The sequence below is a fragment of the Micrococcus sp. HOU01 genome (genome assembly GCF_035609305.1).
GTDB lineage: Bacteria > Actinomycetota > Actinomycetes > Actinomycetales > Micrococcaceae > Micrococcus > Micrococcus luteus.
This window is the reverse complement of the sequence record NZ_CP141211.1, coordinates 2,138,488-2,157,189: the sequence shown is the minus strand read 5'-3', so window position 1 is coordinate 2,157,189 and position 18,702 is coordinate 2,138,488. Positions and strand designations below refer to the sequence as shown.

The 18,702-nt window shown below is 71.7% G+C and carries 15 protein-coding genes and 1 pseudogene; 9 read left to right on the top strand and 7 right to left on the bottom strand.

Annotated elements, in window-relative coordinates:
* Positions 1 to 59 precede the first annotated feature (59 nt).
* The gene (locus tag SOY78_RS09925) at positions 60 to 890 is read right to left on the bottom strand and encodes an alpha-1,2-fucosyltransferase (protein WP_324701507.1); all 831 of its coding nucleotides are present in this window, start codon (positions 888 to 890) and stop codon (positions 60 to 62) included.
* Between the two features lie 82 nt (positions 891 to 972).
* Here SOY78_RS09925 and SOY78_RS09920 point away from each other — a divergent pair.
* The 3 genes and pseudogenes from SOY78_RS09920 (at position 973) to SOY78_RS09910 (ending at position 4,687) form a co-directional block, all read left to right on the top strand.
* Positions 973 to 2,199: pseudogene (locus SOY78_RS09920) on the top strand (IS3 family transposase).
* A gap of 63 nt (positions 2,200 to 2,262) precedes the next feature.
* Positions 2,263 to 3,258 (top strand): dTDP-glucose 4,6-dehydratase, encoded by a 996-nt coding sequence (gene rfbB / locus SOY78_RS09915; RefSeq protein WP_324701506.1) that lies wholly within the window; start codon positions 2,263 to 2,265, stop codon positions 3,256 to 3,258.
* A 13-nt stretch (positions 3,259 to 3,271) separates the two neighbouring features.
* On the top strand, positions 3,272 to 4,687 hold the full coding sequence (locus SOY78_RS09910) for a bifunctional dTDP-4-dehydrorhamnose 3,5-epimerase family protein/NAD(P)-dependent oxidoreductase (protein WP_324701505.1): 1,416 nt from the start codon (positions 3,272 to 3,274) through the stop codon (positions 4,685 to 4,687).
* A 60-nt stretch (positions 4,688 to 4,747) separates the two neighbouring features.
* Here SOY78_RS09910 and SOY78_RS09905 read toward each other — a convergent pair whose 3' ends face one another.
* Positions 4,748 to 6,151: a polysaccharide biosynthesis tyrosine autokinase gene (locus SOY78_RS09905; protein WP_159227992.1), complete on the bottom strand. Its 1,404-nt coding sequence runs from the start codon at positions 6,149 to 6,151 to the stop codon at positions 4,748 to 4,750.
* A gap of 169 nt (positions 6,152 to 6,320) precedes the next feature.
* Here SOY78_RS09905 and SOY78_RS09900 point away from each other — a divergent pair, with 169 nt between their 5' ends.
* The 3 genes from SOY78_RS09900 to pth all read left to right on the top strand — a co-directional run bounded on the left by SOY78_RS09900 (position 6,321) and on the right by pth (position 9,023).
* Positions 6,321 to 7,631, top strand: a complete 1,311-nt coding sequence (locus SOY78_RS09900) for an O-antigen ligase family protein (protein WP_324701504.1) — start codon at positions 6,321 to 6,323, stop codon at positions 7,629 to 7,631.
* 185 nt (positions 7,632 to 7,816) lie between these two features.
* A complete protein-coding gene (locus SOY78_RS09895; RefSeq protein WP_248073946.1) occupies positions 7,817 to 8,440 on the top strand; it encodes a 50S ribosomal protein L25/general stress protein Ctc in 624 nt (207 codons plus the stop codon).
* Between the two features lie 7 nt (positions 8,441 to 8,447).
* The gene (gene pth / locus SOY78_RS09890) at positions 8,448 to 9,023 is read left to right on the top strand and encodes an aminoacyl-tRNA hydrolase (protein ID WP_069941663.1); all 576 of its coding nucleotides are present in this window, start codon (positions 8,448 to 8,450) and stop codon (positions 9,021 to 9,023) included.
* A 47-nt stretch (positions 9,024 to 9,070) separates the two neighbouring features.
* On the opposite strand, the gene SOY78_RS09885 is transcribed toward pth, so the two are convergent.
* Together SOY78_RS09885 and SOY78_RS09880 are read right to left on the bottom strand one after the other, a co-directional pair.
* Positions 9,071 to 9,646 carry a low molecular weight phosphatase family protein gene (locus tag SOY78_RS09885; RefSeq protein WP_119217478.1) on the bottom strand — a complete coding sequence of 192 codons (576 nt, stop codon included), beginning with the start codon at positions 9,644 to 9,646 and terminating at the stop codon, positions 9,071 to 9,073.
* An 83-nt stretch (positions 9,647 to 9,729) separates the two neighbouring features.
* Entirely contained in the window at positions 9,730 to 10,257 is a 528-nt protein-coding gene (locus tag SOY78_RS09880; protein ID WP_036317366.1) for a DUF2505 domain-containing protein, read from the bottom strand.
* Between the two features lie 183 nt (positions 10,258 to 10,440).
* Between SOY78_RS09880 and SOY78_RS09875 the strand changes: the two genes are divergently transcribed.
* Entirely contained in the window at positions 10,441 to 11,499 is a 1,059-nt protein-coding gene (locus tag SOY78_RS09875; protein WP_324701503.1) for a MauE/DoxX family redox-associated membrane protein, read from the top strand.
* Entirely contained in the window at positions 11,496 to 15,152 is a 3,657-nt protein-coding gene (gene mfd / locus SOY78_RS09870; protein ID WP_324701502.1) for a transcription-repair coupling factor, read from the top strand. The genes SOY78_RS09875 and mfd overlap by 4 nt, the downstream gene beginning before the upstream one ends.
* A gap of 6 nt (positions 15,153 to 15,158) precedes the next feature.
* On the opposite strand, the gene SOY78_RS09865 is transcribed toward mfd, so the two are convergent.
* Positions 15,159 to 15,491: a PqqD family protein gene (locus tag SOY78_RS09865; protein ID WP_324701501.1), complete on the bottom strand. Its 333-nt coding sequence runs from the start codon at positions 15,489 to 15,491 to the stop codon at positions 15,159 to 15,161.
* Positions 15,481 to 16,368, bottom strand: coding sequence for a nucleotidyltransferase family protein (locus SOY78_RS09860; RefSeq protein WP_127435218.1), 888 nt, complete (start codon positions 16,366 to 16,368; stop codon positions 15,481 to 15,483). The genes SOY78_RS09865 and SOY78_RS09860 overlap by 11 nt, the downstream gene beginning before the upstream one ends.
* Positions 16,369 to 16,570: 202 nt before the next feature.
* On the opposite strand from SOY78_RS09860, the gene SOY78_RS09855 reads away from it, so the two are divergent.
* Positions 16,571 to 17,131, top strand: a complete 561-nt coding sequence (locus SOY78_RS09855) for a hypothetical protein (protein ID WP_155933526.1) — start codon at positions 16,571 to 16,573, stop codon at positions 17,129 to 17,131.
* A 108-nt stretch (positions 17,132 to 17,239) separates the two neighbouring features.
* Here the strand turns inward: SOY78_RS09855 and SOY78_RS09850 are convergent, their stop codons facing one another.
* The gene (locus SOY78_RS09850) at positions 17,240 to 18,631 is read right to left on the bottom strand and encodes a polysaccharide biosynthesis tyrosine autokinase (protein WP_101965785.1); all 1,392 of its coding nucleotides are present in this window, start codon (positions 18,629 to 18,631) and stop codon (positions 17,240 to 17,242) included.
* Positions 18,632 to 18,702: the final 71 nt, after the last annotated feature.

The following is an 18,702-nucleotide window of genomic DNA, read 5'->3' as shown; positions in this document are numbered from 1 at the left end:
CGAACCATGCGCCCAGCATAGCCAAGGGCGGTTCCCCCTTCCGATGTTCCGGCCGAGGTCTACCTGTCGAGGTCCCAGCACCCTTCCTCCAGCACGGTCCACGAAGGCTTGAGCTGGTGAGCACGACCACCGTTGAGGTTGTGGCTGAACAGGGCCGGTGAAATGACGAGACGCCCCGGGTGCAGATCGTCACCGATGTACCCGCCCCAGTAAGAGAAGGTGGAGTTCGTGATGATCAAACGGCGGGCATGCACGACGGCGCGCAGGTCGTGGAGGAGGTCACCGTCCTCATAGACCACCGCGCCGTGAGGCGCGAGGACGGGACCGAGGTGCTCCCTGCACCAGTCTAGGCCGTCCGAAATCACCACGATGCGTGCGAGGGGACCGGAGAGCGCCGCTGTTCGGCTGAGGGCGGCCCGAACGTAGGCCACCTGGTCCATTCCGAACTCGGCCTCATGCTGGGGAACCGAGTAGTAGTCGCCCCGCCGCACATTCACGACGACGTCTTCCTCGGAAAGGCCATCCGGGTCTGTGGCGACGGGGGAGCCGGGGAGCAGCACCTCACGGATGAAGTCCTTGAGCTCGGCGGGCTGATAGGGGACCGGCAGGGGGGACTCCTCCCGCCACGGCATCACCCGTCGTGCGGTGAAGGGTACGCGGTCCCTCGGGACGAAGTAACGGTCCCGCAAATTGGGGAAGAGTCCGACCGCTGTCTCGCGCTTGGGGTGCAGCAGGACCCTGCGCCCCTCGTGATGTGCGTCGCCTTCGAACGCCCACAGCCCTTGATAAAGGAGATTTCCCAAACCCATCCAGTCAGGAACCCAGGACACAGGATCGCCGCGGCGGATGGCTGTCAGGGCGCGTGACTTCGCCTTGTCGAGAAACTTCATGCCTCGCAATCTACAGGGCGGTCGTGGCCAGAAGAGAAGCGCCCTGGGTTTCGTTCCGATCCCGACGAAGGAGAATCGGAACATGCCCAAGAAGTTCAGCCCCGATCTGCGTGGGCGCGCGCTCAGGATGGTCCTGGAACGACAAGCCACGCAGGGAGGGCCCCGTTCGCATTCCATCCGGGCCGTGGCCCCGCAGCTCAAGGTCAGCGAAGAGACCTTGCGGATGTGGTGCAACCGTCACGGTCACGAAGTAGCCCAGGCAACCGCCTTAGAGACCCCTGCGGAGGAGATCCGCTGGCTCAAACGTGAGCTTGCTGAAGCCAGGCGCGCGAATGAGATCCTCAAGGCCGCCTCAGTTTTTTCGCCAGGGAGACTCGATAAGCCCCACGACGAGATGATCGCGTTCGTCGACGAGCACCGCGATCGGTTCGGGGTCGAGGCTATCTGCCGCACGCTTGGTTCGACGGAATGTGAGTTTATCACCTCCCGCGGCTACCGCGCCGCCACGACACCGCCGCCTACTTCTCGGACCCTGAGAGACGAGACCCTCACCGAGGAACTCCGCCGGATATACGCGGAGAACTACGGGGTATACGGGGTCCGCAAGTTGCACCACGCCATGGCCCGGGCCGGCGGGCACGTCGTCTGGGACCAGATCGGGCGCGTCATGTGGGCCGTCGGCCTGCAGAGCGTCAGACGCGGCCGCAAGCCGATCACCACGTGTCCTGCCCGTCAGCCGGATCACCGCCACGATCTCGTGGAACGACGCTTCACCGCGCGGCGCCCGCATCAGCTGTGGGTCGCTGACATCACCGACGTGCGCACGATCGCCGGGTTCTGCTACGTCGCGTTCATCACCGACGTCTGCTCCCGGCGCATCGTGGGCTGGGCCGTCCCAGCCTCGCTGCACACTGCGGGGCTGCCGCTGCTGGCTCTCGAGCACGCGCTGTTGAGCACAGGAGTCAGCCGGGGCTGGCGGGGCTTGGTGCACCACAGCGACAGGGGCTTTCAGTACGTCTCTCTGACGTGCTCGGGCGCGCTCATCACGGCCGGGCTGAGCGCATCAGTGGGCACGGTGCGCGACAGCTTTGACAACGCCCTCGCCGAGACGGTGAACGGCCTCTACAAGGCCGAGCTCATCCACTCCGAGCGGATCTGAGAGTCCGTTGAGGCGGTCGAGCTGGCCACCATGGGGTGGGCGCACTGGTGGAACACCGCCCGCCTCCATGAGGCCCTCGGCTACCGCACTCCCGCAGAGGTGGAGACGGCCTACACTCACGACCAGGATGTAGCGCCCGTTGCGTTCTGACCTCTGAACGAAACCCAGGGCGCTTCAGGCCCCGCTGCTGGTATTCCTCGATACCCTGACCTCATGCACCTCCTCGTCACCGGCGGCGCCGGGTTCATCGGCTCGAACTTCGTACACCACGTCGTCCGCGAGACCGGGCACGACGTCGTCGTCCTGGACAAGCTGACCTACGCCGGCAACCGGGAGAACCTCGCCGGCCTGCCCGAGGACCGCGTCACTCTCGAGGTCGGGGACATCTGCGACGCGGCCCTGGTGGACCGCCTGGTCGCCGAGTCGGACGCCGTCGTGCACTACGCGGCGGAGTCCCACAACGACAATTCGCTGAACGATCCCTCCCCGTTCATCCAGACGAACATCGTCGGAACCTTCGTCCTCCTCGAAGCGGCCCGCAAGCACGGCAAGCGCTTCCACCACGTCTCCACGGACGAGGTCTACGGCGACCTCGAGCTCGACAACCCGGCGAAGTTCACCGAGACCACCCCGTACAACCCCTCCAGCCCCTACTCGGCCTCGAAGGCCGGCTCGGACCACCTGGTGCGCGCGTGGGTCCGCTCCTTCGGCGTGCAGGCCACGCTGAGCAACTGCTCCAACAACTACGGCCCGTACCAGCACATCGAGAAGTTCATCCCGCGCCAGATCACCAACCTGATCGACGGCGTCCGCCCCCGCCTCTACGGCCAGGGCGTCAACGTCCGGGACTGGATCCACACGGAGGACCACTCCTCGGCCGTGCTGCGCATCCTCGAACGCGGCCAGATCGGCCGCACGTACCTGATCGGCTCGGACGGGGAGAGGAACAACAGGGAGATCGTGGAGATCCTCCTCGAGCTCTTCGACCGCCCCGCAGACGGCTACGACCTCGTCGCCGACCGCCCCGGCCACGACCTGCGCTACGCGATCGACAACACCGCGCTGCGCACCGAGCTCGGCTGGGAGCCGCAGTTCACGGACATCCGCGCCGGTCTGGCGGACACCGTCCGCTGGTACCGCGAGAACGGGGCCTGGTGGCGCCCGGCCAAGGACGCCGTCGAGGCGAAGTACCGCGCCCAGGGCCAGTGAGGGGGCACCGCTGATGCGCATCACCGAGACCGCCATCCCCGGCCTGCTCGTCCTCGACCTCGACGTCCACGGGGACAACCGCGGCTGGTTCAAGGAGAACTGGCAGCGGGAGAAGATCCGCGCCCTCGCCGCCGAGCACCCCCGCCTGGCCTCGCTCGCCCCGGTGCAGAACAACATCTCCTTCAACGACGCCGTCGGCACCACCCGCGGCATCCACGCCGAACCCTGGGACAAGTACGTGGCCGTCGCCCACGGCCGGATCTTCGGCGCCTGGGTGGACCTGCGCGAAGGGCCGTCCTTCGGCGCCGTCGCCACCGTGGAGCTCGGCCCGGAGAAGGCCGTCTTCGTGCCGCGCGGGGTGGGCAACTCCTACCAGACGCTCGAGCCGGACACGGCCTACACCTACCTGGTGAACAACCACTGGTCCGCTGACGCGCAGGGCCAGTACACGTTCCTCAACCTCGCGGACCCGACGGCGGCCATCGCCTGGCCCATCCCGCTCGAGGACGCCGAGCTCTCGGCCAAGGACCGCGCCCATCCGATGCTCGCGGACGTCACCCCCATGCCGCCCGCCCCGATCCTCGTGCTCGGCGCCGGCGGCCAGCTCGGCCGTGCCCTCGTGGCTCGCGCCGAGGCCGCGGGGATCCCGGTGGAGGCCCACGGCCGGGATACGTGGGACATGACCGATCCGGCGTCCTGGCCGAGGGAGCACTTCCGCGGCCTGCGCGCCGTGGTCAACGCGTCCGCCATGACCGCGGTGGACGCCGCCGAGACGCCCGAGGGCCGGGCCCAGGCCTGGGCCGTCAACGCGACCGCCGTCGCCGAACTGGCGCGCCGCTGCACCGAGGCCGGCGTGCCCCTGGCCCATGTGTCCACCGACTACGTGTTCGACGGTGCCCTCCCCGTGGGGCAGGGGCACCCGGTGGACCACCCGCTCGCGCCGCTGGGTGTCTACGGCCAGTCGAAGGCCGCCGGCGAGGCCGCGGTGCGCACCGTGCCGCGGCACTGGATCGTGCGCACCTCCTGGGTGATCGGGGAGGGGAAGAACTTCGTGGCCACCATGGCTTCCCTCGCCGAGCGCGGGATCGACCCCGCCGTCGTCGCCGACCAGCACGGCCGCCTCACCTTCGCCGACGACCTCGCCGACGCCCTGCTGCACCTGGTCACCACGGACGCGCCCACGGGCACGTTCCACATGACCAACAGCGGCGACGTGGTCACCTGGCACGACGTCGCCCGGTGGGTCTTCGAGGACACCGGCCACGACGCCGCGCGCGTCTCCGCCACGACCACCGCCGCGTACCTGGCCGGCAAGGAGGGCGTGGCCCCGCGGCCGACGAACAGCGCCCTCGACCTCGGGCCCCTGGCCGCCGTCGGTTACACCGCCCCGGACCAGCGCGAACGCCTGCGCACGTACCTGAGGCGCTGACCCCGTCTCGCATGACGAAGCCCCCGCCGGCTTCGGCGGGGGCTTCGTGCGTGGGGGCGATCAGCTGCGCGTGCGGGCCTTGCGGCGTGAACGCCGCCCCTTCTTCGCGGACGAACCGACGCTCGAGAGGTACTTCTCGTAGGACTTGTGGTACGTGCTCTCGTACCCGTAGCCATAGGAGTAGCCGCCGCCGCGCTGGGAGCGTGCGACGCCGTTCATGACGACGCCCAGCAGATGCGCGTCCACCGCGGCGAGATTCTCCACAGCCGCCTCCAGGTGGTCCTTGCGGGTCCGCCCCTGACGCACCACGAGCACAGTCCCGTCCACGGCCGTGGCCAGGAGCGAGCCGTCCGTGACGGGCAGCAGGGGAGGGGAGTCGACGATGACGAAGAAGTCCTCCGACGCCAGCTTCAGCAGGGCCCGCATGCGCTTCGAGCCCAGCAGCTCCGACGGGTTCGGGGGCGTCCGGCCGGCGGGGAGCAGCGTGAGGTTCGGGATTCCGGTGGCCGCGAGGGCGTCGTCCGGCTGCACCTCACCGGCCAGCACCTCGGACAGGCCCACGTCGCCCGCCACCTGGAAGAGCTCGTGCTGCCGGGGGCGCCGCAGGTCGGCGTCCACCACGAGCACCCGTTCGCCTGCCAGGGCCAGGGCGCGGGCCAGATTCGAGGCGACGGTCGACTTGCCCTCGGAGGGGTCCGCGCTCGTGAACGAGACGACGCGGGGCGGCTCGTCGACGGAGACGAACTTGAGGTTGGTGCGCAGCGCCCGGATGGCCTCGCCGGCCCGGGGATCGAGGTCCACGGCCTCCTCGCCCGTGCGAGTCAGGGACGCGTTCTCTGGAACGGCGCCGATCACGCCGGCGCCGGTGATCTCCTTCACGTCGGCGCGGCTGCGCACCTTCACGTCCAGGAGACGACGGAGCACGGCGATGGCGAGTCCCGCACCCAGTCCGGCCACGACGCCCAAGAGGACGTTGCGCCGGGTGTCAGGGCTCACGGGGGCAGAGGGCACGCGGGCGTCGGACAGCGGCACGACCTCCAACGGGCTGTTCTTGTCCACGTCCGCCGCCACGTCCGCCGTCGCCTGCAGAGCACTGTTCGCGAGCTGCGCGGCGGTCTCGGGATCCGTCGAGGTGGCGGTCACCTTGATCATGCTGGACTCGGGGACGAGCACCGCGGAGAGCGAACCGTCGCCGTCCTGCCCCGTGTCCTGGGCCACGCGTTCACGCACGGCCTCGCTGTTGATCAGGGCGACGTAGGCCTGAGCCCGGCTCTCGGCGGGCAGGTTGCTGGTGATGAGGCTCTGATCTGCAGCCCGCGCGGCGAGGAACCCCTGAGATTCGGATGCGTAGATCCGGGGCTGCAGTGCGGAGTAGCCCCAACCCAACAGACCCCCCACGAGGGCTGCTGCCAGGAGCAGCAGGAGGTTGGCGCGCAGAAGGCGGAAGAAGTCGACGATCGTCACGGAGCACCTCGGGGGTCATGGACGGGGATGCGCGGGCCGTTGTGGCCAGGAAACGCACAGGTCCACGGTACCAACACCCACCGTGCGCTCTGAGGGCCCCGAGGACGACGCCCGCCACCGCGCTACGCTGAGCCGAGTATCGCCCGGCGTCCACGAAAGGTTCCGCACCATGCGCCCGAGCACGCCCCGTGACCGGACGGCTGCCCGCGCCATGGGGGCCGTCGCGCCACCCGAGGCCCGGCCTGCCAGGCGTCACGCCTCACTCGGCCTCGTCCCGGACGGTCAGGCCGCGTGGACCCGCTCCCCGTGGAACCCCTTGGTCACGCCGGCCTCACCGCGGCTGTTCGAGGCCGTGCTGGCCATCGGCCTGGTGATGGATGCGTTCACCGCTCCCGGCCTGCCGATCCCGTTCGCGGAGTTCTCCGCCATCCTTCTGCTGCTCCTCGCCTCATTCCGGCAGCCCCGCCGGGACCTCTCCCACTACGGCGTGCTGGCCCTCGTCGCACTGGCCCTGGTGGCGTATCTCGTCGCGGTGACCGTGCACAACGACCTCGACCCCACGCGTCGCGCCACGAGGATCACGCTCCTGATCCTGCTGATCTACGCCATCGCCAGCGAGAGGATCGACATCAAGGGCGTCCTCTACGGGATGACGGCCGGCGCACTGATCAACGTGCCCCTCTTCTACGCGGGCCTGGCCCCGGACACCTACGGCGGCTACCTCACCGGGTTCCTGGGGGACAAGAACGTCTCCGGCCTCTTCTACGCGCTCCTGCCCGTGCTGCTCGTGGCCACCATGCAGCGCATGGGCCCCAAGCTCCTCGTGCTGGGCGCCGGCTCCGCCCTGACGTTCCTCACCGGCTCGCGGACCTCGATGGCCGGTCTGCTCTGCGCCGTCGTGTGGATCCTCGTGAGCCCCTACCTGGGGCGGGTCCTCCGTATCGCACTCGCGGTCGTCATGGGCTGGTTCGTCAGCTGGGCCGAGGAGAACCTGGCCGACCTCGGCATCTTCGGAGACCGCACCGGCACGGACTGGTTCCGGGCCGAGATCCAGCAGGCGTCCGCGGAGAAGGTGGCCGACACCTCGTTCTTCGGCCAGGGGCTCTCCACCGCCGTCGTCGATCTGGACAACGTGACCATGTTCTTCCACAACTCCTATCTGGGGCTGCTGGTGGAGGGCGGCTGGCCGTTCCTGATCGTGGTGGTGGGCGCCTACCTGTGGCTGTGCCTGCGGCCCTTCGCCCGGACGCACCGATCGCCGTCGCGGGTGGCCGTCGAGGCCGCCGCGGTCATCATCCTGGTCACCTCCCTTCAGCTCGGTGAGGTGTTCATCACGATCTTCGGTGCCATCGTGCTCGGCTGCGGCCTGCTGCTGAGCGCCCAGGAGGACGACGAATCCCACGGCGCGTCTGCGGGTGAGCGGGCTCACCGCCGCAAGCTGGACCGCATCGTGGAGCGGTCCCGGCGCGCGGGCGTCTGAGCCGGCCCGCCGGCGCCGGTGCTATCCTGTCCAGGTTGCCCAGGCGAGGGAGCGCGCGCTCCGTGATCGACGAGGCCGCCGCCGCGCGTCAGCATGCTGACCCGCTGCGGCACTGAAGCCCCCTCCTGGCCGCATCCCGCGCCGCCCCCGGCTGCGCGGCCGAGACCCCCACAGGAGGACGCATCATGTCTGACCAGCTCAAGATCAAGGTCACCCGCCGCACCGACTTCGGCAAGGGTGCCGCCCGCCAGGCCCGCCGCGCCGGCCTGATCCCCGCCGTCGTCTACGGCCACGGCCAGGAGCCCGTGCACCTGCTGCTGCCGGCCCAGGAGACCACCCTGGCCGTCCGCAACCCCAACGCCCTGCTCACCGTCGTGAACGAGGCCGGCGAGGAGCACCTGGTCCTGCCCAAGGACATCCAGCGCCACGCCATCAAGGACACCGTGGAGCACCTGGACCTCATCGAGGTCCGCCGCGGCGAGAAGGTCATCGTCGAGGTCACCGTGCATGTCGAGGGCGAGGTCGCCCCCGGCAACGACTACGTGCTGGACTACGTCACCGTGCCGGTCGAGGCCGACGCCACCGACCTGCCCGAGGCCGTCACCATCTCCGTCGAGGGCCGCGAGGCCGGCGACCACGTGTACGCCCCGGACGTGCAGGTCCCCGCCGGCACCACCCTGCAGCTCGAGGACGACATCGTCATCGCCACCGTCTCGGAGGTCGTCGAGCAGGACCTCGGCGACGAGTCCGTGCAGGAGGAGCAGGCCGCCGAGTCCGCCGAGGGCGAGTCCGAGGGCTCCGAGGACTGATCACGCCATGACGACGGGGACCACGCTCATCGTCGGGCTCGGCAATCCCGGGCCCGAGTACGAGCGCACCCGTCACAACGTCGGCCAGATGGTGGCGGATGAGCTCGCCTCCCGCATGGGGGTCGGGTTCACCCGCCACCGGGCCGGCGCCGTGGTGGCCACGGGTCGCCTCGGCATCGGGGGACCGCGCGTCGTGCTCGCGAAGCCCACCGGCTACATGAACGTCTCCGGACGCCCCGTCTCCGCGCTGGCGTCCTTCTACGGGATCGGCCCCGAGGACCTCGTGGTGGTCCATGACGAGCTGGACATCCCGTTCGACACCCTGCGCCTCAAGCGCGGCGGGGGAGAGGGCGGCCACAACGGCCTGAAGTCCATCACCGCCTCGCTCGGCACCAAGGACTACGCCCGCGTGCGCGTCGGCATCGGCCGGCCTCCGGGCCGCATGGACGTGGCCGACTTCGTGCTGCGCCCCTTCACGAAGCCCGAGCAGGACGTCCTGCCGCTGCACGTGGACCGCGCGGCGGACGCCGTCGAGAAGCTCGTCACGGACGGGCTCGCGCCCGCCCAGCAGGCGTTCCACTGAGCCTCCCGCCCCGGGCGGACGTCCTCGACGGGGGTGCAGCCCCACGCTCAGGGGGTCGGGGTCACGGCGCGGGCCAGAGCGTCCGCGATGGTCTCCAGGGCGGGATCCATGATCTGGATCATCTCCGCGTACCCCTCCACCGGCCCGCGGAACGGGTCCACGACGTCGAGGGGCTGGGCGGTCGACCGCGCGAGGGCCCGGTGGCGGGCCGCCTCCGCCGCGAACGCACGCACCCCGCGACCGGCGGGGATCCAGTCCCGCCCGTCCCGCTGGTCCATCGCGCGGACCAGCGCCGCGAGCTCCAGCACGGTGAACACCCGCGCGACGGCCTGCGGCACTTCTTGGAGTGCGAAGCGCATGTGCTCCTGAGCCGCGGCCAACACGAGATCCGCCTCCGCCACCATGAACGGTTGCAACGCTGCGGGACGGTGGCCTTCCAGCCCGGTGACGCCGGCCTCGGCGCCGAGCCGCACGAGCGGCGGCGGCACCGTCAGTGCCTGGTTCGGCTGGGAGCCGGCGCTGCCGACCTCCACCCGGCCGGGGGCCAGGACCGCCAGCCGGCCCTGCAGGGCCCGGCTCGCATAGGCCGAGCGGCACACGTTGCCGGTGCACACGATGAGCACGGCGTCCGGCGAGGGAAGGGCCCGGCGCCCCCGCCGGGCAGGCGGAGCCGAGCTCGACAGCGCCGGGCGACGGGCGAACGAGATCAACTGCGCGCGGCTCCGCCGTCACGCTCGAGCCACGAGGACAGCGCCCGGGCCTGACGATTGACGACCTTGCCGACCATCGGCTCGGCCTTCGCCGCGAGCTTCGAGCCCACCAGCGGGATCCGGCAGACGAGGGTGCCGTCCACGGAGAACTGGGAGCCCTCACCGGCGGCGGTCAGGCGGAGGGAGCCGTCCGCCGTCGCCTTGGCGGAGGGCACGGTGATGGTGGTGGTGCCGGTGCGGGAGCCGTCCGCGGCGGGCGCGTCCCACCGCTCCACCTGCTCCACCTGGAGGGCGGAGCCGATGAGCTTGCGGGCCATGTCCGGGACACGGTCCGGGATGCGGTCCGCGGGCAGGGAGCGCACGGCGGTGACGGTCATCGGGCCCTCCGGGGAACCCTCCACGGAGAACGAGACCAGGGAGCCGCCGAAGGACTCGACCACGGAACGGTGGAAGTCCTCGGACGCCAGGGCGGCTGCCACGGCCGACGGCGGGTGCGGGATGGGCTGCTGAGCGGAAAAGGCCACGGTGTCTCCTCGGGGTCAAGTCGGGCCGCGCCCGGCGGGCCGTGAGAGGCCGGCACCGGTTCGCCGACGGCGATGGGCGTCCATCCCTCACCTTATATGCTGGCCTCCGCGACCCGGGTCCCGTGCACGGCGCCGGGACCGGCCGCGCGACCCCTCGTGAACCCCCTGGAAGGTGTGTCCGCCATGTCGGCACTCTGGGCCGTGGCCCTCATCATGCTCCTGAGCGGGACGGCGAAGCTCCGTTCCGGCGAGGACGTGCAGGCCACGTTCACCCGACTCAGGGTGCCCCGCCCGTTCGCGGCCCCCGCCCTGGCGCGCGCGTTCCCCTGGCTCGAGCTGCTGCTCGCCGTCGCCCTCCTGCAGCCCTTCACCCTGCTGCGTCCCGTCGTCGGCCTGGTGGCCGTGGCCCTCTTCGCCGCCTTCCTCGCGCTCGTGGTCCGGGCCCAGGACGACGGCGTCTCGTGCGGCTGCTTCGGCGAGGCCTCGGCCGCCCCGATCTCCCGCACCACCGTGGTCCGCAACGTCGTCTTCCTGGTGCTCGCCGTCCTGGCCCTGGCCGAGGGGATCGTCTCGCTGGCGGTGCACGGCGCGGGCCTGGCCTGGCAGCCGCTCACCGCCTTCGGCGCCGGGGCGTGGGCGTGGGCTCTGCTCGTGTCCGTGCTGCTCGCGACCGCCGCGTTCCTGGCCGGGCGCGAGTCCGTCCCGGCCGCGCCCGACGCCGCCCCGGCGACGCCCGAGGCTGAGGCCGCCGTCGACCCGGCCGACGGTGCCGAACCCGAACGCCACCCGTTCCCGGACGCCGTCGTGGTCGCGGACGGCGAGTACACCGGTCTGCACCGGCTGGTCACGGACGGGGCCGTGGTGGCTCTGCGCCTGTCCACCGGATGCGGCTCCTGCGCGCGGGTGATCGAGCGGCTGGACGAGTTCAAGGACGCGCTCGGGCCGGTCCGGCTGCGGGTCCTCATGCCCCAGCACGCCCCCGGCGCCGAGGGGGCGATCCACAGCGGCGCCGTCGACGCGTCGCTCGTGCTCGCCGACCCGGCCGGCGCCGCCTCGCAGGCCCTCGGCCTGCACTCGTTCCCCACCGCGGTGCTGCTCGGCACGGACCGGCTCACCGCCGGCGGCCCGGTGGGCGGCGCCGACGACGTCCTCGCCTTCCTCGAAGAGATCCGGGAGATCATGACCACCGAACTGCCCGCCGCCACGGACGGCTCCACCGCCACCCCGGAGGTCCGCGCATGAGCGCCCCCGAGACCACCCCCGTCCTCGCCCCGCTGCTGCCGCGCCTGCGCGCCGAACGCGCGCTCGAGGCGGCCGCCGCCTCCGCCGCCCGGCCGCTCGAGTCCCGGGGCGTCGAACTGGAGATCGGCCTGCCCGACGGAGCCCGCGCGCCCCTATTGACCGTCCTGGCCGAGGCGCTGGCCGAGGGCCACGGCGAGCGCGCCGCCGTCCTCGTGGTCACCGCGACCACCCGCGAGGCCGAGGACCTCGTGACCGACCTGGCCGCCTGGGCCCCCGCCGGTGCCGCCGCGCTGTTTCCGTCCTGGGAGACGCTGCCCCACGAGCGACTGTCCCCGCGCTCGGACACCGTGGGCGCGCGCCTGGCCGTGCTGCGCCGCCTCGCCCACCCCGAGGAGCACGCGGAGGGCCCGCTGCGCATCGTCGTCGCCCCGGTGCGCGCCGTGCTGCAGCCCCTCGTGGCCGGGCTCGGCGAGCTGAGCCCCGTGACCCTGCGGACGGGGGAGGAACGGGACTTCGACGGCGTGGTGGCCGCGCTCGTGGACGCCGCCTACTCGCGCGTGGACATGGTCAGCCGACGCGGCGAGTTCGCCGTGCGCGGCGGGCTGATCGACGTGTTCCCGCCCACCGAGGACTACCCCGTGCGCATCGAGTTCTTCGGCGACGAGGTGGAGCAGATGCGCTGGTTCTCCGTGGCGGACCAGCGCTCCCTCGAGGACACCACGGAGGACGGCTCGGGCCACCCGTCCGAGCTGTACGCGCCCCCGTGCCGCGAACTGCTGATCACGGACCACGTGCGCCGGCGCGCGAAGGAGCTGATCCCGGCCATGCCGGCCGCCGCGGACATGCTGGACCGGATCGCGGAGGGCGTGGCCGTGGAGGGCATGGAGTCCCTCTCCCCGCTGCTGGCCGAGGCCATGACGTCGCTGCCGCGCATGCTGCCCGCCGGGTCGCTGACCGTCCTCGTGGAGCCCGAGCGCCTGCGCGGCCGCGCCGACGACCTGCTGGCCACCAACGAGGAGTTCCTCCAGGCCGCGTGGGCCGGTGCCGCGCAGGGCGCGGTCGCCCCGGTGGACGTGGCCGGGGCGGACCAGTCCGCCGCGGGCGGCTTCCTCACGGTGGCCGAACTCCGCGCGGCCGCGCTCGAGCAGGACCAGGGGTTCTGGTCCGTCACCGCGCTGGTCTCGGACGATGAGCTGCTGCCCGACGCCGCCACCCTGCGCGCCACCCTCGGCGTCCCGCAGACCTTCTCCGGCGACATCGAGGCCATGGTCGCGCACACCCGCGTCCGGCTCGCGGAGGGGTGGCATGCCGTGGTCCTCACCGACGGCCCCGGCTCCGCCCGCCGTCTCGCCGAGCTCACCACGGAGGCCGGCCTCACCGCCGCCGTGGTGGACGGGCCCCTGCCCGCGGACCTCGCCCCGGGGCGGGTCTCCATCGCGACGGCGCCCGTCGGCTCCGGCTTCACGATCCCGGACGCGCAGATCGCCCTGATCACGGAGCACGACCTCTTCGGCCGGCACCGCACCGCGGGCACGCGCGCCCCCGGGGCGCGGCTGGCCCGGAAGCGGCGCAACGCCGTCGACCCGCTGACCCTGCAGCCCGGTGACCACGTGGTGCACTCCCAGCACGGCATCGCCCGCTTCGTGGAGCTGCAGCGCCGCAAGGTCACCGGCGGCCCGCGCACCGCCCCCGGCGCCGAGGAGTCCTACCGCGAGTACCTCGTGCTCGAGTACGCGCCCTCGAAGCGCGGCGCCCCGGGCGACCGGCTGTTCGTGCCCACCGACCAGCTCGACCTGATCTCCACCTACGTGGGCGGGGAGACGCCGTCGCTGTCCAAGATGGGCGGCTCGGACTGGGCGCAGACCAAGTCCAAGGCCAAGCGCGCCACCCGCGAGATCGCCGGCGAGCTCATCCGTCTGTACTCGGCCCGCATGGCCTCGCGCGGCCACGCGTTCGCCCCGGACACCCCGTGGCAGGGCGAGCTGGAGGGGGCGTTCCCGTTCATCGAGACGCCGGACCAGCTGACCACCATCGAGGACGTCAAGAAGGACATGGAGGCGGCCGTGCCCATGGACCGGCTCGTCTCCGGCGACGTCGGCTTCGGCAAGACCGAGGTGGCCGTGCGCGCCGCGTTCAAGGCGGTGCAGGACGGCAAGCAGGTGGCCGTCCTCGTCCCCACGACGCTGCTCACCCGCCAGCACCACCAGACGTTCTCCGACCGGTTCGCCGGCTTCCCCGTGAAGGTGGCCGCGCTCTCCCGGTTCCAGACCGCCAAGGAGTCCAAGGAGGTCATCGAGGGGCTCGCGCACGGCGAGGTGGACGTGGTGATCGGCACCCACCGGCTGCTCTCCGACCAGGTGCAGTTCAAGGACCTGGGCCTGGTGGTCGTGGACGAGGAGCAGCGCTTCGGCGTCGAGCACAAGGAGGCGCTGAAGAAGATGCGCACCAACGTGGACGTGCTCGCCATGTCCGCCACGCCCATCCCGCGCACCCTCGAGATGTCCCTCACCGGCATCCGTGAGACCTCCACGCTGGCCACCGCCCCGGAGGAGCGCCACCCCGTGCTCACCTCGGTGGGCCCGTACTCGGACCAGCAGGTCACCGCGGCCATCCGCCGCGAGCTGATGCGCGAGGGCCAGGTGTTCTACGTGCACAACCGCGTCACCACCATCGACAAGGTGGCCAAGCGCATCGCCGAGCTGGTGCCGGAGGCGCGGATCGCCGTCGCCCACGGCAAGATGAGCGAGGCCCGGCTCGAGCAGATCATGGTGGACTTCTGGGAGCGGAAGCTCGACGTGCTCGTGTCCACCACGATCATCGAGACCGGCCTGGACATCGCCAACGCCAACACCCTGATCGTGGAGGACGCCCACCGCTACGGCCTCTCGCAGCTGCACCAGCTGCGCGGCCGCGTGGGCCGTGGCCGCGAGCGGGCGTACGCGTACTTCCTGTACGACCCGCAGAAGCCCCTCGGCGAGGTGGCCCTCGAACGCCTCAAGGCCGTGGCCACCCACAACGAGCTCGGCGCGGGCATGCAGCTGGCCATGAAGGACCTCGAGATCCGCGGCGCCGGCAACCTGCTGGGCGGGGAGCAGTCCGGCCACATCGCCGGCGTGGGCTTCGACCTCTACCTGCGGATGGTGGGCGAGGCCGTGGCCGACTTCAAGGGCGAGGAGGACACCGCGCCCGCCGAGGTGAAGGTGGAGCTGCCGGTCAACGCCCATCTGCCGCACGACTACGTGCCGGGGGAGCGGCTGCGCCTGGAGATGTACCGCAACCTCGCCCAGGCCGCGGACGACGCCGCCGTGGACGCCGTGGTGGAGGAGCTCAAGGACCGCTACGGCCCGCTGCCGGAGCCGGTGGAGGCGCTCGTCGCCGTCGCCCGGTTCCGCAACCGGGCGCGGGCCGCGGGCGTCACCGAGGTGATGCTGCTGGGCCAGAACGTGAAGTTCGGCCCCGCCGCGGACCTGCCGGAGTCCCGTCAGATGCGCCTGACCCGCATGTACAAGGGCGCCCAGGTCAAGCCGGCCCTGAACGGCGTCCTCATCCCGCGGCCCAAGACCAAGCCGGTCATGGGTCAGGATCTCGTGGACGTCCCGCTGCTCGAGTGGGCGCAGCAGGTGGTCGACGCGATCTTCGCGCCGGAGAGCTGAGCCGGGTCAGGCCGTCCGCACGCGGACGAGGACGCCGTGCGCCTCGAGCATCTCGAGGAAGGCGTGGACGTCGGCTGCGACGTCGGCGGGGTAGAGGCCGAACGCCTTCGCCACCTGGACCGTGACCTCCGTCGTCGACAGCGGCGCCGGCGGATCCGCGACCAGGTCGTCCTCCGGCGTGCGGCCGCCCACGAGGACGTCCCAGATCACGTCGCCCGAGGCGCTCAACAGCAGCGGCTGACCGGCCTCGAGCGTCATGACGACGGCCTGGCCGCCGGCGGTGCGGGCCCACGCGATGTCGGGGGCCAGGGCCCAGCCCTCGGTGGTCTCAACGGTCACGGCGCACCGCCTTCCTCCAGGCCCAGCCGGCGAGTGCGCCGAGCCGGGCGCGCTGCTCGCGCCACAGGTCCGCGCGGGTGACAGGCCGGCCCAGGCGCATCTGCAGATGGGGGCGGTTCACCGGGATCGTGCGGGCCACGAGGACGGCCCGCTCCCGCGCCGTGGCGGCCGACTGCCACCGGGTGCGGAACAGCTCCAGACCGCTCTGGCTCTCGTGCAGCGCCGCGAAGAGGGTCAGCTGCCTGGAGTCGACGCCGTCGGCGGCCTCGCCCGTGGCGACGTGCCAGGCCGCGCCCGCGTCCAGCCGGTGGGCTTCCTCGCGCAGGGCTGCCCAGCTTTCGGCGGGCAGGGATTCCCGGATGTGCCGGACGTCGTGCGCGCCGCGATACGGATCGCGGGCCGCGTGGACGATGACGACGAGCCGCTGGTGGCACGGGCTCGGCACCGGAACGGGCCGGCCGGCGATCACGAGGTGGGTGTGCTCGCTCCACAGGGTGTCGAAGGCCGCCTCGGGGGACGGGCCGAGTCCGGGGAAGAGCCGATGCACGTCCACATACCCCAGCTGGTCATGCCAGAGCGTGGCCGCGTGCTGGAAGATCGATCCCTCCGAGAAGGTGGCGACCGGTTCCCAGCCGTGGGAGTCCAGGAGTGCGATGACGGCGGCGGCATCGGTGGGATGGACCAGCAGGTCCACGTCCGAACTGCGGCGGTGATCGGGGTAGACGCCGGGCTCGGTGGCGTAGCCCTTGAGGTGCAGGGCGCGGATGTCGGCCCGGCCCAGCAGGTGCGCGATGCGGGCGTGGGCGAGGCGGACGCGGATCTCGAGGTCCAGGGACGGCGGGGCGGCCGGTCGCTGTCCCGTCGCACGTTCCCCCATGGCCGCGAGCTTAGCCGACCGAAAGGAGGGCCCCTCATCCACACGGACGCACAGGGATGCTGGCAATGAGCTGTGCGGCCCATCTACACTCAGCTGGAGAGCTCCACAGCCGATGCTCACCGAGTATCCCGCGGTGCTCCGTCCACTCGCGTGACCCCGTTCGGGCGCGAAAGCCACACCTCGACTCGAAACGAGTGAAGCCATGCAGAAGAACACCTCCACCCTCTCCCGTCGCAAGGTGACCGCCGGCATCGCGTGGTCGGTCCCGGCCGTCGCCGCCGTCGCCGCCGCCCCGTTCGCCGCCGCCTCCCCGACCGGCTGCGCCGCCGTGACCACGGGAACCGCCGAGAAGTTCCCGGGCGGTGGCCACCCCGATGGCATCAAGCAGGCCTACGGCTTCACCATCACCATCACCAACACGTCGCCCACCCCCGTGTACGTCGACCCGGGCACGGTGACCGTGGTGTTCGGCGGTCATACCACCCGAAACGGCGAGGCGCGTCTCTACACCGCCAACCCGTGCAGGGGAGGCAAGCGACTGGCCGCCATGGACCCCGCGCTGCTCCTGCAGTCGGGCCAGTCCAAGACCTACTACTACGTGGTGAACAACACCGGCAACTCGGCCAACGAGTCCGGCTGCGTCGAGGGCAAGCTGCAGCTGGCCCTGCCGAAGGGCGCTCCCGAGGGTGCCGATCTCTGCAACGACGGCGTCGTCGAGTTCAGCAACTGCTTCGAGACCACCCCGCCCACGGCGCGCTGCTGATCGTCTGAGCACCACCGTGAAGGGCCCCGCCTCCTCAGAGGCGGGGCCCTTCTGCATCCCCGTGCCCGCGTCGTCATTGCGACGACCTGGCCCTGCGGCCGGGCGCGGTCAGCGTCGTGACGTGTCGCCCGCGGTCCCGGCCGCGGCCTCGGCGGCGTCCCGGGGCGCCTGGTAGTAGGCGTCGTAGCTGCCGCCGTCCGCGCCGTAGCCCCCGCCGTAGTAGTCCGAGCCCACGCCGGAGGCCGGGGTGCCGTTGAGCACGACGCCGAGCACCCGGGCGTTGACGCCCGCGAGCATGTCCCGGGCCACCTCGAGGTGCTCCTTGCGGGTCTTGCCGTGGCGGATCACCAGGACGGTGCCGTCCACCGCCGTGGCGAGCAGGGTGGAGTCCGTGACGGGCAGCACGGGCGGGGCGTCCACGAGCACCATGTGCGTCTCGGCGAGGGCGGTGAGCAGGTCCCTCATCCGCTCGGAGCCGAGCTGTTCGGACGGGTTCGGGGGAGTGCGGCCGGCAGGCAGGAGGAGCAACCCGTCCTCGCCCACGGGGATCAGCACGTCCTGGAGGGCGACGTCCCCGTTGAGGACCTCGGACAGGCCCACACGGCCGTCGACGCCGAACTGCAGGGCCTGACGGGGGCGCCGCAGATCGGCGTCGATGAGGATCACCGGCTGGCCGGCGGCCGCCACGGTCAGGGCCAGGTTGCCGATCACCGTCGACTTGCCCTCGCCGGGGTTGGAGCTGGTGAACGCGATGGTGCGGGGCGGATCGTCCACCGCAGCGAACCGCAGGTTGGTCCGCAGCTGACGCACCGCCTCCGACGCGCGGGGGGAGAGGGGCGCCATCGGCGCCGTGCGTTCCGCCTTCATGCTGGGGTCCAGGGGGATGGCGCCGAGCAGGCCCGCCCCGCCCGCCACCTGGGCGTCCGTCGTCGTCCGCACGTTGACGTCCAGCAGCCGCCGCAGGAGCGCGACGATCAGGCCGAGGACGAGGCCTGCGCCCAGGCCGTACAGCAGGTGGCGGACGCGGTCCGGGCTCGAGGGCGTGGCCGGCGCGAGGGCGTCCTCCATGGCCGTGACCTTGACGTTGGACGTCGGATCGAGCTCGTTCGCCACGTCGGCGGTCGCCACGAGCGCCCCGTTGGCCAGCGCGGCGGCCTGCTGCGCATCGGGGGCCACGGCGGACACCGTGATGAGGTTCGAGTTCGGCACCAGGGCGGCGCTCATGGTCGCGCCGGCGGTGTCCAAGCCCTCGGACGCGATCCGCTCGCGGACCGTGCGGCTGTTGATCAGCGGGATGTAGGACTGGGCGCGGGTCTGGGCGGTCTCCGTGCCGGAGATGCTCGCCTCCCCCTCCACCGTGACGAACGCGGACGAGGTGGCGGTGTACAGCGTGGGCTGCAGCAGCGAGTAGACAAGGCCCATCGCCAGGCCCAGCGCGGCGCATCCCAGGATCACCAGGCGGTTCGCGCGCAGCACACGGAGGAAATCGATGATGTTCATGGTGTCCCAGGATCGGAGGGCATCGGCTCAGCTCACTCTAACAAGGGGGACAGCCCATTCCTTCGCACTCG